The sequence below is a fragment of the Archangium sp. Cb G35 genome, from assembly GCF_001896145.1.
In the GTDB taxonomy this organism is placed as follows: Bacteria; Myxococcota; Myxococcia; order Myxococcales; family Myxococcaceae; genus Archangium; species Archangium violaceum.
Window position 1 is genome coordinate 588,270 of the sequence record NZ_MPOI01000001.1, and the last position, 16,202, is coordinate 604,471.

Here is a 16,202-nt window from a genome sequence, read left to right on the forward strand (position 1 = left end):
CCTCCGTGGGTGGATGGTTCTTTTCCCGCTGTAGCGCCCCATGACGCGTGCGGAGTGCTAACCTACCGTCCGGTCGGCGCCCGGGGGCGGGGCGCGCTGACGTAACACGGTCTCGGACAACCGGAGGGACGGGTGGGCACGCTCCTGAAAGGTGGCATCGTCGTCGAGCTCGAACCCGCGTGTGTCGAGCGGGTGGACCTGCGCGTCGAGGGCGAGCGCATCGTGGCCCGTGGGCCCGATCTGCAGGCCGCTCCGGATGACGAGGTCCTCACGCTCTCGGGCAAGCTCGTCTTCCCGGGCCTGGTGAGCGCACACCAGCGCCTCTACGCCAGCCTCGGGCGCGGCATGCCCCGGCCCAAGCTGGACGGCTACGAGGAGCTGCTCGAGAAGGTGCGCTGGCGCTACGAGGACGCGCTGGACCTGGACGCGGTGCAGGTGGCCGCGACCGCCGGGGGCCTCGAGGCCCTCCAGTGCGGCACCACCTCTGTGTTCGATCTGCACTCCTCGCCCCGGGCCGTCCAGGGCTCGCTGCTGCGGGTGGGGCGCGGGTTGCACGAGGTGGGCCTGCGCGGGGTGCTTGCCTACGCGGTGACGGACCGGCGCGGCGCGCTGGGGCGCGAGGAGGGCCTGGAGGAGACGGTGGCCTTCACGCGCAAGGCGCGCGGGCGGCTCCGGGGACAGGTGGGCTCGGCCCCCCTCTTCACCGTGAGCAAGGAGGCCCTGGAGGGCATCGCCGAGGCCGTGAAGAGCACCGGCGCCGGGCTGCACGTGCCGCTGGCCGAGGACCCGCTGGACGAGAAGCTCTCGGTGGAGCGTTATGGCTCCTCGCCGGTGATGCGGCTGGTGGATGGCGGGCTGCTGTCTCCGCAGGCGCTGCTGGCGCACGTGGGACACCTGGCGTGGCCCGAGCTGGCGCAGTTGCTGCCCACGGGCGCGTGGCTGGCGCACACGCCGCGCTCCAACATGGAGGCCGAGGTGGGCTATGCGCCGGCGCTGAAGTTCGGCCACCGGGCGACGCTGGGTGCCGACGGGGTGAGCGCGGACATGTTCGCCGAGGCCCAGGCGGCGTGGCTGCGCTCGCGCGACGCGGGGCAGCCCATCGACGTGCTGCGCTACCTGGCCAACGGGCAGCGCCTGGCCTCGCAGGCCTTCGGGCTGCAGGTGGGGCAGATGCGCGAGGGCGCGGTGGCGGACCTGCTCATCATGGACTACCTGCCGGCCACCCCGCTGACGGCGGAGAACCTGGCCTGGCACGTGGTGTTCGGCCTGGGCTCGCGCCATGTCGAGTCGGTGATGGTGGACGGCGTGTGGCGGGTGTGGGCGCGCCGGCCCCTGTCGGTGAACCCCTCGGTGGTGGCGGAGCAGGCGCGCGAGGCGGCCGCGGCGGTGTGGGCTCGCATGAGCGAGAAGTAGGCCCCCCGGGTTGCGCCGGAAACGGCGAAGCCGTTAACTCGGGGGCATGCTCATTCCCACGCTCGTAGCGGGCTTCCTCGCGGGAGCCTCCCCCCAGGTAGGGGACGTCGCGCCGGACTTCACGGTGGAGGACACCGCCGGCAAGTCGTACACGTTGTCGGAGATGGTGAAGCAGGGCCCGGTCATCCTGGCCTTCTTCCCCAAGGCCTTCACAGGTGGTTGAACCCGCGAGCTCTCGGCGTACCGCGACCGTTACGCGGAAGTCGAGAAGCTCCACGGCCAGGTCCTGGCCGTCAGTACCGATGACAAGGAAACGTTGGCGAAGTTCAAGGAGTCGTTGAAGGCGCAGTTCCCGTTCATCCCGGATCCGGACGCGAAGCTGACGAACCTCTACGACGTGAAGACGCCGGTGTTGAAGCTGGCGAACCGCTACACGTTCGTGATTGGCGAGGAGCGCAAGGTGCTCAAGGTGGAGTCCGGCAAGGACGCCATCGATCCGAACGGGGCGATCGTGTCCTGTCCCATCCGCAAGCCGAAGGCGGATGCCGGCGCGGCGGTGAAGGAAGCCGGCAAGGGCACGGACGCGGGCAAGAGCCCGGACACCAAGAAGTAGTGCCGGGGAAGTCCCAACCCCTCTCCCCTCGGGAGAGGGACGGGGTGAGGGTGCCGGAGCTCCCGGGTTCCGGCCCCTCCGTGTTCCAGCTACTCGGAGCGCGTGCCCGGTAGGCACACCCATGGCTGGTCAGGTTGGTTGCGCCCACAAGCGAAGCCCGGCTCACAGACTGGAGGTCCCTCTGGCGAGCACGCCTTGCGGCACTGGAACAAGGAGCAGACCGAGTCTTCAGGGCAGGGAGGCGTACTTCGGCCACATCGGCGCAGACACTGCATCCAGATGCGTCCCGGGGTGGTCGGAGAGGTATTCCGGGTGCAATGCAGCCCCTGGGGACAAGGATTCAGCTCGCAGTCCTGGCCGTATACCGTCATGCAGACAGATCCATGCCCTCCCATCAAGGAAACGCACCGTTGGCCCGCGGGGCAGGCGCGGCCCTCGCAGGTAGGCACGCAGGAGGGGGCGTGGTCACCCTCCTTGCAGGTGTACCCCTCGGGACAACTGGAGGGATCCTCTAGACTGCAGGGTCGGCCACAGAAGCCCGAGCAGATGAGGCCCTTCTCACAACCGTCCACGAGAAGGGCGGGAAGCTCCTCGCACAGCTCGCCCTCCTTGCGGCCGCCCTGCAGCGAACAGGCACGGATGAAGTCCTCCTTGTTTCTGGCTCGCAGCGTCCGGCAGGCGAAGTCCTGCGGACAATCCTCGTCGGTCTCGCACGTGCTGTCCGTGCAGTACTGGCGTCCCGTCCGCAGGTTGTAGAAGCAGCGGAGCTGCGACTCGCAGTCCGCATCCGTGTGGCAATCCTGCTCGTAGGTATGAAGGCCCTGACGTACCTGTGGCGCGAGCATGGGCACGAGGTGGTGTCCCGCGGGCGGGGAGGGCCGTGCGCCGTGGTGGGACATGGCAAGGTAGACAAGTCCCAGCAAGGGCAGCGGCAGCAGGAGGATGCCGAGCAGGCCCGGGAGAACCGTGCGCCATTTCATCTGCCCACCCTCATTGCTTTGGCCTGGGGGGATGGCACTCCAGCGGACATACGTTCTGCTCGATGGGCGGTCTGTCCCAGAAATCCGCGCCGCACTGCTCCCACCACTCCTCTTCCTCGAGCGTGCAGTTCCGATTCGACAGATACTCTCGCATGTCCTTGGCCAGGGCTTGATCGATGTTTCCCCCTCGCCCCCAGGCATGCGGACAACCCGTCTCCAGCACGAGCAGCGGAACCAGCATCAGCAGCCTTCGCGGCATCATCCCCTCCCTGCGCCCGGGTGGCATCGGAACTCCTCGAATATCAGGAGTGACGCGCGCGGTGGAGGACCTGCTTCGCCCGCGGTACCGTGACTGCGGGAGTCAAGTCGGCCGGGCTACCTCGCGAGTCATCATCCATGATAGACAGGGGCGCATGCTCCCCCTGCTCTGGCTGTTGCTCGCGGCTCCCGCGTCTCCCCCCGCCGTGTCCTCCCCCGTGGACCCGGCCTTCCTGTCACTGGCCCGGGAGGTGGAGGCCGCGCTTCTCGCCGGAGACGAGGCCACCCTGGATGCGCGGCTCGATGGGGAGCAGTTCCTCCAGCGTGTGACGCGGGGCCTGCCGGTCTCGAGCACCTTCCTCGAGGCGCTGACCGGCGAGGTGCGCGCGGACGGATGGCCCCTGGGCCGCCGGTTGTTGGGCTCGAAAGGGCAGGGCCTTCATGCCCGGCTGCTCCAGGTGCGCATGCGGGGGCGCACGCCCTTCGCGCTCTTCCGTATCCTGTCCGGCGCGGGGTTGAACTACCTCGAGCTCGAATTGGGACGTAACGCCCGGAACGAGGCCGTCATCGTCGACCTCTACCCCTACCTGGAGGGAGAGCGCATCAGCGAGTCCATGTGGCGGGTGTACCTGCTGGCCGCGGCCGAACGCGGGCAGTGCCTCACGCGGAAGCTGCTCGGCGTGGAGCGGCAATGGGTGGAGCAGTTGCCGCGGTGGCGGAGCATCGAGCGTCTGCTCGGAGCGGGCCAGGGCCGCGAGGCGGTGGAGGAGATGGACCGGCTTCCGCCGCGGTTGCGCGGGGAGAAGTTCGTGCAACTCAAGCGCCTGGAGGTGCTCGCGTCGCTGGACGAGGCGGAGTACGCGCTGGGGCTGCTGGCCTTCGAGAAGGCCTTCCCCCAGGAGCCGTTGCTGGACCTGTTCACGTTGGACAACCCGATGCTGCGCGGAGAGCGCGCGGTGATGATGGCGGCGATCGACCGGCTCGACAGGCAGGTGGCGGACCCCTACCTGGATTACCTGCGGGGCCGGATGATGCACGGGCAGGACGAGCTGGAGGGGGCGAAGCGCTTGTTGCAGAAGGCGCTCGAGGAGGACCCGGGATTGTGGGAGCCCCGGGTGGAGTTGCTGAGTGTGGCCATCGAGGAGGCGGACCACGCGGGCGCGGTGCACATTCTCGAGGAGATGGAGCGAGGGGCGGGAGGGCGTCAGATGCGGGTGCGCATCCAGGAGGGGCCACAGGCCAGGGCCTTCCTGGAGTCGGCGGAGTACAAGGCGTGGCTCGAGCGGCAGCGCGCGCGTGAGGGCCGGGACGGCGGCTCCGAGGTGGCGGAGCCCGCCGGGCCCTAGAAGAAGCGCGGGGCTTCAATCCTCGAAGACGAAGCGGTCGACGGCCACCAGCGGAACGGTGCGCGGCAGCCGCGCATAGCCGGGGGGGCCCACCGTGGGCTCATAGGCGCCATCCCGGTTCAAGAGGTTGAAGCACACGGGCACCTCCCGCCCATCCGGCAGCTTCGCCTTGTCCCAGCGGCCGAAGATCTGCTTGCGCCCTTCGTTATCCGTCCCGTTGCCGGTCACCCACAGCCGGCCGTAGAGCATCGAGCCCGCCGGCAGGTCACCGAAATCGTCCATGAAGGTGCTGATGATGGGGCCGTCCCCGTAGTTGTCCCCGCCGACCACGAGGGGCTTGGTGACATCGAGCCAGGCCTCCCGGCCGTCATCGATGTCGATGCGCAGGGCCTTCATGGCTGCGAGGGCCTCGGGAGGGCAGGGGCCCCGCTGGGGTTTGAGCTGGGCGCCCGCGCAGGCGGTTCCGCCCTGGACCAGGCAGATCAGCAGCGCTCGCTTCCAGGCATCGGAAGAGGCCGTCTGGGGAGGGGTGGGACGCTCCTCGGGCTGGGGGCTTTCAGGTCCGTTCTTCTTCTTCATCGACGCTTCATCCTTTTGTCGCACCGGGGGAGTGGCCGCGGGGGCGACGTCCGCCGGGGAGGGCGGGGCCGCGGTGGGCGCAGTGTCCGGTGCGTCCGTTTCGGGCGCCACTTCCTGAACCGCTGCGGGCGGGTGGTTTCTGGCTACCTTGGCGGTGGGGTGAGGAGACGAAGGAGGGGCTGCTGGTGGCACGCCCCACCTCGTCACGAGCTGAGTGAAGAGGAGCACCGCCGTAAGTGCCACCAGGGCCGCGAGCCCCGCGAGCGGGGCCAATCGCCTGCGCGGTGGCCGCTCCGGGGATGGCGGAGGCGGGGATGGCGGGGGCTGCTCCCGCATGGGAGGAGGGGGCGGCCGACGGATGCTCCGCTTGGAGGTGACCGCTCCCGCTGGCCCTTCCGCCGTGGGTGACTCGTCCCACTCGAAGACGCTGGCCTCCCAGGGCTCGCGTCCTCCGAAGGTGACGGCCGCCAGCAGGGCCGCGTGCGTCTCTTCGCCATCGCGGTAGCGCGCCTCGGGGTGCCGGGCCATCAGCCTCATGACGGCGTCGCTGAAGGCGCGTGGCACCCGCGAGTTGACGTCGATGGGCGCCACCGGTTCCCGGTGCGCGATGTCCAGGTACTGCATGAACTTCATGTCCCCCGGAGGGAAGGGGTAGTGCCCCGTGAGCGCCCGGTACAGGCACACTCCCAGCGCGTACAGCTCGTCCGCCGGACTGTAGGCGTAGCGCGCCCGGGGGTTGTCCTCTCGGGCCAGCCAGAAGCACGCGGCCTCGGGGCTGCGCAGGTGGGTGGTGCCCGGAGGCAGCGGCGTCTCGGTGAGCGTGCCCGCCCCTTCGTAGTCGCCCGAGCCGAAGTCCACCAGCACGGGGCGCGTGTCCGTCTCCCGGACGAGCAGGTGCTCGGGCTTGAGGTCGCGGTGCAGGACGCCCCGCTTGTGCAGCGTACCCAGCGCCAGGGCGGCCTCCGCGCCCACATACGCCACGCGCGAGAAGTCGGGGTTGTGCTCCTCCACCCACAAGTGGAGGGGCAGACCGGGCACGAGCTCCAGCACGAGGAACAGGTGCCCCCGGACCGGGTGGGGCCAGCGGCCGGCGCCCAGGCAGCGCACCACGTTGGGGTGCACCGCCTTGTCCATGAGCAGGGCCGCCTCGCGTCCGGCCCGCACGTCCGCGGGGTTGAGGAACACCTTGATGGCGCAGAAGGTGCCCGGCCGCTCCACCGACTCCGCCCGGTAGACGGCCCCATAACCTCCCACCCCCAGCTTCTCTCCGAGGCGCCAGCCGGCCACCACGGTGCCGGGCTCGAGCCATGCCACGTTCAAGATGGGCTCGTTCATGTCCAATCGCTCCCCGTTCATAGATTCACGTCCCCGGCCCGCACGGTGGGCCCACCGTTCCGCTCCCGCAGCTCCAGCCGGAGCGTCTGGGGCGGTGCGCCGGGAACACGCTCCACCTCGAAGACCACGGTGCGCTCCTCCCCTGGGCCGAGCTGTCTCCCCTCCATCCACACCGGGAAGCGGCCCACCACGCCACCGCGTGCATCCAACAGCCAGGCCTCGCCCGGCACCCAGGGCGTCGTGGCCGCCGCTGACAGCTCCAGCGTCATGGCCACCACGGCCAGTGTCTTGGCGAGGTAGAGGGTTCTCTCCTTGATGAAGATCGGATCCTCGGGGGAGGGCGCGTTGGGGCCCATCCACCATGCGACGGTGACGCCGCCGCGGAGCAGTTGTCCCGAGAGCACCAGCCGCGCGAGCAGCCCCGGCTCCTCGTAGGCCTGGGCGTCCTCGGGCCGGAGCGGAGGCGACCCGGTGTTCACGGCTTCGGGCCGTGCGCTCCCGGGCTCGACCGTCACGGTGGGCGTGCCCGGCTCGCTGTTGCGCCGCGAGAGGGCCGCCGGGTCGAGCGGGGGGACGAAGCGGAACGTGGGGGGAGTGCCCGGGGCGGCATGGCCCGGCGGGGCCGGTGGGGAGGTGACCTCTGGAATCACCTCCTGTGTAGGGCGGGGTCTCGGGGAGGTGACCTGGGGAAGCGGGATGTCCGGAGGGTCCGCGGACAGGGCGGCGAGCAGGGCGAGGTGACCGCAGAGGGTGGGCAGCATGGGCTGGGAACTTCCTGCCGCCGAACCTGCGAGGTCAAGCCGGAATGCGCGGAGATGTTCGCCCCGAAGGCGAGAGACCTGGAGCCGTGTCCCTACGGCTCGCTGGGTCCTTCCTCGTCATCCTCCACCTCGTACCCATCGGCCATGGAGAGCGGGTAGAGGGCGCGGTGTTGGATGTTGGGGTGATACACCGCGAGATAGGGCTCACCCGCGATGGACACCCAGGCCCATCTGGCGGGCGTGGGTTGGGCCTTCCACCAAGCCTCTGCTTCCTCTCGCGTGGCGAAGGATGCGACGGCGGCGGGTGGATGTCTCTTCTTGAGATCGGCGAGGTGGTACCCGAGGTCGTGGACGCGCGGTAGGCGGAAGATGCCCACCCGCTCGTCATGGACGACCCAGTGATAGGCGTCTGAGATCAGCACACTGGCGGAATCGGGAGGAATGGGCTGATTCTTGAGCCATGCTTCCGCCTCCGCCTTCGTGTTGAACGAGGCAATGACATACGGAGGTGCATCCGCTTCCAGATGCTCGAGATATTCATTGAATGTGCGGTGCTGCCCGGTCGCGGAGATGAAGTGGAGTGTGTCCACAATGGATTGGAGCACCTCCTTGTCTCGGGTGGAATCGGCCTCGTCGCGGCGGCTCGTGAGAAACTCCCTCGTGCTGTTCAGCTGATCCTCGAGACTCGCGAAGTCATTTCCAGGTGTTTCGAATGTGCCGGGGGGAGGGTGACCGCTAGCTTCGAGCCCCCTGCGGAAGTCCTCGAAGCGATACGGTTGGCCAGTCGCGTAGACAAAGAGGAGCGCATCTCGTGCCAATCCGAGGAGCCGCCTGTGCTCCGGAGATGGATGTGCGATCCATTGTTTCCCAACCGCTTCTTGTGTGTCGTACAGCTCGTATGGAAGGGGCCGGTATGTCATGGCTTCACCTGCGCGAGTTGGGAGCCGAGGCCTACGGCCATGAGCCTCCAGGCGAAGGTCGTTTTCACGTGGCGACTATCCGTACCGCACAGCGGGCCGTCCAACCGTTTCCTCTGTTGCTCGCTGGTAGAGCGGGTGATGCGTGGCGCGCTCCGACTGGAGGGCTGCTCACGAATCCGCCGGCCCCCCTCCACCGTGAAAGTGACATTCCACGCGGAGGTTTTCCGATGCCCCCCTCGCTCGACATCTCGTCCCTTCACTCTTCCACCACGCCTCGCGAATTGCGGCTGGAGTCGCGTGGCCCGGAGGTCGCCGATTTACAACGCAAGCTCCTGCAGGCCGGCTTCGACGCGGGAGTAGCGGACGGCATCTTCGGCCGGAGGACCGAGGCCGCCGTGAAGGCCTTCCAGCAGTCCAGGGGCCTGGCCGCGGATGGCATCGTCGGGACGCGGACCTGGACCGCGCTCGGTGTCCACGTCGAGGGCGAGCCCCCCGAGGTCCCCATCTCCGTGCGGCTCAACGAGAAGCAACTCCGGGAGATCATGCCCCGGCTGCTCGCCGGCCGTGCCGACGAGTGTCTGCCCTACCTCGACGCGGCCATGGTCGAGGCCGACATCCTCACCCCCCAGCGCCAGGCGGCCTTCCTCGCCCAGCTCGCCCACGAGAGCGCCGAGCTGCGCTTCTTCGAGGAGCTCGCCACCGGTGAGGCGTACGAAGGACGCCGGGACCTGGGCAACACGAGGCCGGGCGATGGCATGCGCTACAAGGGCCGCGGCCCCATCCAGCTCACGGGCCGGGACAACTACCGGGCCGCGGGCCGTGCCCTGGGCATCGATCTGGAGGGCAACCCCCAGCGGGCCGCCGATGTCGACGTGGGCTTCCGCGTCGCGGCCTGGTTCTGGAGGAGCCGGGGACTCAACGCGCTCGCGGACGTGGGTGACTTCCGGGAAATCACCCGCCGCATCAATGGCGGCTTCAACGGGCTCGCGCAGCGCGAGATCTACTACCGGCGCGCCCTGGAGGTCCTCACCCACTGAGCCAGGTTCCGTGCTCGGGCCCCCGAGTTGTACCGGGGTGTGACAAGAACGTTTTCGGACCGCTGGAGCTCCCTGTCCGGTTTCGTACGGCGGAGACGTTGACCCACGAGCATCCGGGGCGTTGATCCGTTCAGCAGCCGGGGCTCCAGGGGGCCCCCCCGTCTGGCACGGGGTCCCGGGTGTGTTACCGCTTATAACCATGCGCGAACTTTCCTCGCTGCCCGCCACCGTTTCCGCACGCCCGAGCGCGTCCGGGAAGGTGCGCCGTGTGCTCATGACGGCGAGCACCGGGGGCCGCGTGTGGACGTATGCGCTGGAGCTGAGCCGGGCGCTGGGCCGCCGGGGTGTGGAGGTGACGCTGGCCGTGCAGGGCATGCCGCTCACCGCGCTCCAGTGGGCCCAGGTGCGGAGCGTGCCGGGGCTCACCGTCGAGCAGAGCACCTGGCGGCTGGAGGGCCCCGAGGACGCCTGGGACGACGTGGCGGCGGCGGGGGAGTGGCTGATGGAGCTGGAGTCCCGCTTCCAGCCGGATGCGGTGCACCTCAACGGCTACTGCCACGCCGCGCTGCCTTGGAAGCACCGTCCGCTGGTGGTGGCCCACGCGTGTCCCCTGTCGTGGTGGGAGGCGGTGAAGAGCGAGCCGGCACTGGAGCGGGACGTGCGCTACCGCTGGGAGGTGACGCGGGGCCTGCGCGCCGCGGGCCATGTGGTGGCGCCCACCTCCGAGCTGTTGGACTCTCTGTCGCGGCACTACGGGCCGTTGCGCTCCTCCGGCGTCATCCCCCATGCGCGCAGCCACGAGGACTTCCCGCCGGGGCCCGTGCGCGAGCCCTTCATCCTCGCCACGGGCCGGCTGTGGGACGAGGCGCGCAACCTGGAGGTGCTGGAGACGGTGGCGCCCCGGCTGGACTGGCCGGTGCTCGTGGCTGGCGACTGCCAGCACCCCGACGGCGGCGAGGTGCGTGCCCGCTATGTGCGCGCGTTGGGGCGGCTGCCGCAGGCGGAGCTCGCCGGCTACATGGGCCGGGCCTCCATCTACGTGCTCCCCGCGCGCTACGAGCCCTCGGGCCTGCCGGTGCTGGAGGCCGCGCTCGCCGGGTGTGCGCTGGTGTTGGGAGACATCCCCTCCCTTCGCGAGATGTGGGAGGACGCGGCCGTCTTCGTTCCACCGGAGGACACGGACACGCTCGCGCGCGCCCTGCGCCGGCTGGTGTCGGAGCCCGTGCTGTGCAGCCGGATGTCCACCCTTGCACGGACGCGTGCACTGGAGTTCTCCCCGGATCGCATGGCCGATGCCTACCTTGAGGTCTATGCCGACCTGGACCGTGCGTCCGGGGGGGTGCCCACGGTCCAGCCCCAGCTGGCGCGTGCCACCTGAGCGGCGACTGTTGGATGGGCGTCGATACCGGGCTGGGGGGCCGGTTCGAGCGGGAAAGGATGTCGCATGCGCAGCCACGGACTTCGGATCGCCTTCTTCGGCGCGAGTCTCGTCTCCGCCCGGTGGAACGGGGCCGTCATGTACTACCGCGGCCTGCTCAAGGCGCTCCACGCCCGGGGCCACCAGATTACGTTCTACGAGTCGGCGCTCCCCGAGCGTCAGCGCCACCGGGACCTGAAGGTGGCTCCGGACTGGGCGACGGTGGTGGTGTACTCCGTGGAGGGCACCGCCGGGCTCGAGCGCTGTCTGGAGGAGGCCCGGGACGCGGACGTGGTGGTGAAGGCCAGCCACGTGGGCTTCCTCGACGAGTGGCTGGACGCCCGCGTGCTGGAGCTCCGGTCCGGCCGCACCCAGGTGGTGTATTGGGATCTGGACGCTCCCGTCTCCCTGGAGCGCATGGCGGGAAACCCGGAGGACCCCTTCCGGGCGCTGGTGCCGCGCTATGACCGCGTCTTCACGCTGGGCGGGGGAGACCCGGTGGTGCTGGCCTACCGCGACCTCGGCGCGCGCGAGTGTGTTCCCATCTACAGCGCGGTGGATCCGGACGCGCACCCGCCGGTGGGGGCCGAGCACCGCTTCGACTGTGACCTGGCGCTGCTGGACGACCGGCAGCTGGACCTGGAACGGCGCGTGGAGTCCTTCTTCCTGCGTGCCGCGGACCTCCTGCCCGACAAGCGTTTCCTGCTGGGCGGTGAGGGGTGGGGCGAGCGGCCGCGGCCCGTCAACGTGCGGTACGTGGGCCCCGTGCCGCTCCGGGAGCACAACGCGTTGCGCTGCTCGGCGCGCTCGGTGCTCGACATCAGCCGGGATGGCATGGCGCGCTTCGGCTTCTCGCCAGCGCCGCGTCTCTTCGAGGCCGCGGGCGTGGGCGCCTGTTTGATTACGGACGCCTGGGAGGGCATCGAGCTCTTCCTGGAGCCGGGGCGCGAGTGCCTGGTGGCGCAGGACGGCCTGGAGGTCGCCGAGGCGGTGCTGTGTCTCACGGACGACGGTGTGAGGGACCTGGGCCAGGCCGCGCGCCGCCGGGTCCTCGCCGAGCACACGTACGCGCACCGGGCGGTGCAGGTGGAGCAGGCTCTCGGCCTGGGCTGAGCCACGTCCCGGGACTGTTCCTGCCGTCACGGTTCCAGGTGAATTCCCTCGCCCCCTCAAGGGTTGCGCCTAGCATGCGCCCGCGCGTTTGGAACCACGCGGCGGGACGAGCCGGAGACCCATGCCCAAGGCACCCAGGAAGACCCCCGAGGGACGCCGGGGCGCTCGCTCCGATGACGACCGGGCGGCCCTCCTGCGCCGGCTCGCCGAGCTGGAGGAGCGCGAGGCGCATGCCCGCCACATCGTCCAGCGGGTAGGCGTCTCCATCTGGGAGGAGGACTTCTCGGGGGTGCAGGAGCTGCTGCTCGAGCTGCGGCGCCAGGGAGTGCGGGACGTGCGCGCCTGGTGCGCGGCCCACCCGGACTTCGTCCACGAGGCGGTGAGGCGGGTGCGCGTGGTGGGCGTCAACGACGCCACGCTGCGGATGTTCGGCGCCTCCAGCCAGGAGGAGATGCTCGGCTCGCTGGAGCGCATCTTCCTGCCGGACACGCTGAAGGTGTTCGTCGAGCAGATGGAGACGCTGGCCGAGGGCCGTCCCTTCCTTCAGTCGGAGACGGTGGTGCTGACGCTGGACGGGCGGCGCATGGAGGTGCTCTTCACCTTCAGCTGGGACGCGGTGGTGGGGCGGGCGGACCGGGTGCTGGTGACGCTCATGGACCTTGGCGAGCGCAAGGCCGCCGAGCGGGCGCTCCAGGAGAGCGAGGCGCGCTTCCGCAACATGGCGGACCACGCGCCGGTGATGATGTGGGTGACGGATCCGGATGGCAGGTGCACCTACCTCAACCGGCAGTGGTACGCGTTCACCGGCCAGACGGAGGAGACGGGGCTGGGCTTCGGGTGGCTGGACGCCGTCCATCCCGAGGACTCCGCGCCGAGTAGAGCCATCTTCGTGGATGCCAATGCGCGGCGCGCGCCCTTCCGGCTGGATTACCGGCTGCGCCGCGAGGACGGGGAGTACCGCTGGGCCATCGACTCGGCGGCTCCCCGCTTCGGGCCGGGCGGGGAGTTCCTCGGCTATATCGGCTCGGTCATCGACATCACCGAGCGGCGTCGGCGCGAGGAGCTCCAGCGTTTCCTGGCGGAGGCGGGCACGGCGCTGGCCTCCACGCTGGACTACGGCGCGACGCTCTCCACCCTGGCGCGGCTGGCCGTGCCCACGCTGGCGGACTGGTGCCTGGTGGACCTGTTGGAGGAGGACGGCTCGGTGCGCCGGGTGGAGGTGTCATCGGCGGACCCGGCCGATGGGGCCCTGGCCGAGCAACTGCGCCGCTTTCCGGCCCGGCCGAACGGAAACCCCGAGCACCCGCCCACGAAGGCGATCCTCGAGGGCCGGCCAGTGCTGCTGCCGGAGATGCCTCCCGAGCGATTCTCCTCCCATGGGCACGACGAGGCGCACGCCCGGACGATGGCCGCCACCGGTCCCATCTCCCTCATGTCCGTACCGCTGCTGGCCCGCGGGCGCACCCTGGGGGCGCTCACCTTCATCACCACCGCGCGCTCCGGCCGGCACTACGGGACGGTGGAGCTGGAGGCCGCGGAGGACCTGGCCCGGCGCGCCGCGCTCTCGGTGGACAACGCCCGGCTCTACCGGGACGCGCAGCGCGCGGTCCGGCTGCGCGACGAGTTCCTCTCCATCGCCAGCCACGAGCTGAAGACGCCGCTGACGCCCCTGGTGCTCAAGCTGCGGGTGCTCTGGCGGGAGATAGAGGCCCGGTGCGAGCCATCCCTGGCCCAGAGCCTGCTCGGGCACCTGGCGGTGAGCCGCCGCCAGGTGAAGCGGTTGTCGGAGCTGGTGGACGGCCTGCTGGACGTGTCGCACCTGAGCGCGGGGCGGCTGCGCCTCGAGCGGGAGGCCGTGGACCTGTCCGAGCTGGCGCGGGAGGTGTCGGCGCGCTTCCAGGAGGAGTCGGAGCGGAGCGCGAGCCCCCTGCGGTTGGTGACGGACGGGCCGGTGGTGGGGCAGTGGGACCGGCTGCGGCTGGAACAGGTGGTGTCCAACCTGCTTTCCAACGCCCTCAAGTACGGGGGAGGCCATCCCGTGTCCATCCGTGTCGAGGACACCGGCGAGAGGGCCCGGCTGGTGGTGAGGGACGAGGGCATCGGCATCGAGCCGGACGTGCTGCCCCGCATCTTCCACAAGTTCGAGCGGGGCGTGTCGGAGCGGCACTACGGCGGATTGGGGCTGGGGCTGTACGTGACGCAGCAGGTGCTCCAGGCCATGGGGGGCACCATCTCCGCCGAGAGCACTCCCGGCCAGGGCGCCACCTTCACGGTGGAGCTGCCGCGAGTGCCGGCACCCGATGCCCCCTGAGGCGGGGGCGTCCAGGACCGCCCGTCAGTTATGCGCCTCGGTGGGCGCCACCAGGTGCTCACCCCGGGCGTGCTCGCGGGCGTGGTGCGAGGAGAGGAAGCGGCGCACCAGTGAGCGCGTCAGCAGTCCGCACCGCTGGCCCTCCTCCGTCGCCTGGACGGGCAGGGCATCCACGTCCTCCTGGTCCATCAACACGAGCGCGTGGGCCAGGTTCGTGTCGGGGGTGAGCAGGGGCACCTTGCGGGCGAGGTCGCTGGCGACGAGCATGGGATGCAGCTCCTCGTCGCGCCAGATGTCGCGGAACTGGTCCACCTGGACGATGCCGTAGAGCTGCCCGTTCCCATCGAGCACGGGCAGGGTGCCGCTCTCGGTGGTGAGCACCTGGTCCATGAGGGGGCGCAGGTGCATGTCGGCGGGCACGGGGGCCAGCTCGCGCATGAGCGCGCTCACGGGGGTGCTGGACAGCAGCTCCGCGTCCGTCTGCGGCTTGGGCGCCTTGCGCTCGGTGAGGTAGTGGCAGAGCGCGGAGGAGATGGTGCACGTCACCATGAGGGGCAGGATGATGGCGTGGTTCCCGCTCAGCTCGTAGAGCATCATCATGCCCATGAGGGGCCCGCGGGTGAGCGCGGCCACGGCGCCGCCCATGCCGACAATCGCGTAGGCGCCGCTGGGCCCGGTGCTGGCGGGGAAGAAGTAGTGCACCAGCGTGCCGAAGGCGCCGCCGGCCATGGCTCCCATCACCGCCGAGGGGAAGAACGTGCCTCCCGAGCCTCCCGAGCCCAGCGTGAGGGCGGTGGCCACCAGCTTCGCCACGCACGCGGTGACGAGGAAGACGAAGCTGAGCTGCCCGATGGCCGCCAGGTTGATGTACGCATGTCCGCTGCCCCACACGGTGGGGGTGAGGAGGGCGAGCACGCCCGCGCACAACCCGCCGCACGCCGCGCGCAGCGGCAGGGAGCGCTGGCCGAACCACACCGACATCCGCTCGCTCTTCATCCGCCCGGCGAAGAAGTCCTCCGAGTGGTGCATCAGCCGCACGAAGGCGTACGCGAGCAGTCCGCAGATGAGCCCCAGCATCCCGTAGAAGACGACCTCGAAGCTGCTCACCAGCTGGTAGTCGAGCCGGTGGAGCATCGGTGCCGCGTCCATGGTGCCGCGGCTGACCAGCGAGCCCGCCACGCTGGCGAGGATGATGGGCGAGAAGACGCGCAGCTCGAACTCGCGCAGGATGATCTCCATCGCGAAGACGGCGCCGGCGATGGGGGCGTTGAAGGAGGCGGAGATGCCGGCCCCGGCGCCGCAGGCCAGCAGGATGGCCAGCTCGCGGCGGGAGAAGCCCAGCGTGCGGCCCACGGTGGAAGCGAAGGCGGCGCCTCCGTAGACGATGGGACCCTCGCGCCCGGCCGAGCCTCCGCTGCCGATGGTGATGGCGCTGGCCACCAGCTTGAGCAGGCCGAACTGTCCGGGCAGCTCCTGGTTGCCCTTCACCGCGCGCACCACCTCGGGCACGCCGTGGCCGTGGGTGTTGGGGTAGTCGCGCAGCAGCCGCCCCACCACGAGTCCACCCAGCGGCGGCGCCAGCAGGAAGACCCACCAGGGCAGGTGCGGGAGGATCTCCGTCACCTCGTGGGCCTGGCCGAAGACGCGGTTGAGCGCGGTGAGCGCCACCAGCGGGTAGTAGAGGGCGAGCGCGCCCAGCACCAGCAGGGCCAGCAGGCGCAGCCGGCGCTTCACCTCGTCACGGGGCCCACCGGGCTGGATGATCCGCACCAGCAGCAGCGCCCCGAATGCCAGGGGCAGGCCGATGATGGCGAGCTCCAGGTGCCAGTTCGTGGTGCGCAACGTCTCCCATACCGACACCAACGTGCGCGAGCCGGGCCGGCGCAGGGCCTCGCCGAGCCACGCGCTGCTGAAGGTGATGCCACTCACCAGGCCGATCAGGTTGACGAAGATGCCCGCGGCCAGGCCGCTGTAGAGGCCCACGATGGCCCCCGCCACGGGCAGCACCGACGGACCCGGCAGGTGGATCCGATTGGAGGCTTGCAGGCAGGCATGGATGAAGCGCTGCGCGGCCTCGCGAAGCGAGGTGCGGGTGATGGGCGGAGGCTCGTCCTTCATT

Annotated in this window: 12 protein-coding genes; 7 read left to right on the forward strand and 5 right to left on the reverse strand. The window is 70.2% G+C overall.

Annotated elements, in window-relative coordinates; translation table 11 throughout:
* Positions 1 to 132 precede the first annotated feature (132 nt).
* Positions 133 to 1,413, forward strand: a complete 1,281-nt coding sequence (locus BO221_RS02375) for an amidohydrolase family protein (RefSeq protein WP_073558687.1) — start codon at positions 133 to 135, stop codon at positions 1,411 to 1,413.
* Between the two features lie 46 nt (positions 1,414 to 1,459).
* Positions 1,460 to 2,026 (forward strand): peroxiredoxin, encoded by a 567-nt coding sequence (locus tag BO221_RS02380; RefSeq protein ID WP_083680668.1) that lies wholly within the window; start codon positions 1,460 to 1,462, stop codon positions 2,024 to 2,026.
* A 990-nt stretch (positions 2,027 to 3,016) separates the two neighbouring features.
* Here BO221_RS02380 and BO221_RS02390 read toward each other — a convergent pair.
* Entirely contained in the window at positions 3,017 to 3,268 is a 252-nt protein-coding gene (locus BO221_RS02390; RefSeq protein WP_073558688.1) for a hypothetical protein, read from the reverse strand.
* Between the two features lie 151 nt (positions 3,269 to 3,419).
* On the opposite strand from BO221_RS02390, the gene BO221_RS02395 reads away from it, so the two are divergent.
* Entirely contained in the window at positions 3,420 to 4,610 is a 1,191-nt protein-coding gene (locus BO221_RS02395) for a hypothetical protein (RefSeq protein ID WP_073558689.1), read from the forward strand.
* A gap of 15 nt (positions 4,611 to 4,625) precedes the next feature.
* Here BO221_RS02395 and BO221_RS02400 read toward each other — a convergent pair whose 3' ends face one another.
* The 3 genes from BO221_RS02400 to BO221_RS02410 all read right to left on the reverse strand — a co-directional run bounded on the left by BO221_RS02400 (position 4,626) and on the right by BO221_RS02410 (position 7,875).
* Positions 4,626 to 6,524 carry a serine/threonine-protein kinase gene (locus tag BO221_RS02400; protein WP_073558690.1) on the reverse strand — a complete coding sequence of 633 codons (1,899 nt, stop codon included), beginning with the start codon at positions 6,522 to 6,524 and terminating at the stop codon, positions 4,626 to 4,628.
* Between the two features lie 17 nt (positions 6,525 to 6,541).
* The gene (locus tag BO221_RS02405) at positions 6,542 to 7,285 is read right to left on the reverse strand and encodes a DUF2381 family protein (protein WP_073558691.1); all 744 of its coding nucleotides are present in this window, start codon (positions 7,283 to 7,285) and stop codon (positions 6,542 to 6,544) included.
* Between the two features lie 92 nt (positions 7,286 to 7,377).
* Positions 7,378 to 7,875, reverse strand: coding sequence for a hypothetical protein (locus BO221_RS02410; RefSeq protein WP_233165583.1), 498 nt, complete (start codon positions 7,873 to 7,875; stop codon positions 7,378 to 7,380).
* Positions 7,876 to 8,432: 557 nt separating this feature from the next.
* Here BO221_RS02410 and BO221_RS55810 point away from each other — a divergent pair.
* The 4 genes from BO221_RS55810 (at position 8,433) to BO221_RS53365 (ending at position 14,083) form a co-directional block, all read left to right on the forward strand.
* On the forward strand, positions 8,433 to 9,242 hold the full coding sequence (locus BO221_RS55810; protein ID WP_158079777.1) for a peptidoglycan-binding protein: 810 nt from the start codon (positions 8,433 to 8,435) through the stop codon (positions 9,240 to 9,242).
* 199 nt (positions 9,243 to 9,441) lie between these two features.
* Positions 9,442 to 10,620, forward strand: a complete 1,179-nt coding sequence (locus tag BO221_RS02425) for a glycosyltransferase family 4 protein (RefSeq protein ID WP_233165584.1) — start codon at positions 9,442 to 9,444, stop codon at positions 10,618 to 10,620.
* 66 nt (positions 10,621 to 10,686) lie between these two features.
* Positions 10,687 to 11,772 carry a glycosyltransferase gene (locus BO221_RS02430; RefSeq protein WP_073558693.1) on the forward strand — a complete coding sequence of 362 codons (1,086 nt, stop codon included), beginning with the start codon at positions 10,687 to 10,689 and terminating at the stop codon, positions 11,770 to 11,772.
* Between the two features lie 121 nt (positions 11,773 to 11,893).
* Positions 11,894 to 14,083 carry an ATP-binding protein gene (locus tag BO221_RS53365; protein WP_143195227.1) on the forward strand — a complete coding sequence of 730 codons (2,190 nt, stop codon included), beginning with the start codon at positions 11,894 to 11,896 and terminating at the stop codon, positions 14,081 to 14,083.
* A gap of 24 nt (positions 14,084 to 14,107) precedes the next feature.
* Here the strand turns inward: BO221_RS53365 and BO221_RS02445 are convergent, their stop codons facing one another.
* Positions 14,108 to 16,201 (reverse strand): chloride channel protein, encoded by a 2,094-nt coding sequence (locus BO221_RS02445; RefSeq protein WP_073558694.1) that lies wholly within the window; start codon positions 16,199 to 16,201, stop codon positions 14,108 to 14,110.
* Between the last annotated feature and the right edge of the window lies 1 nt (position 16,202).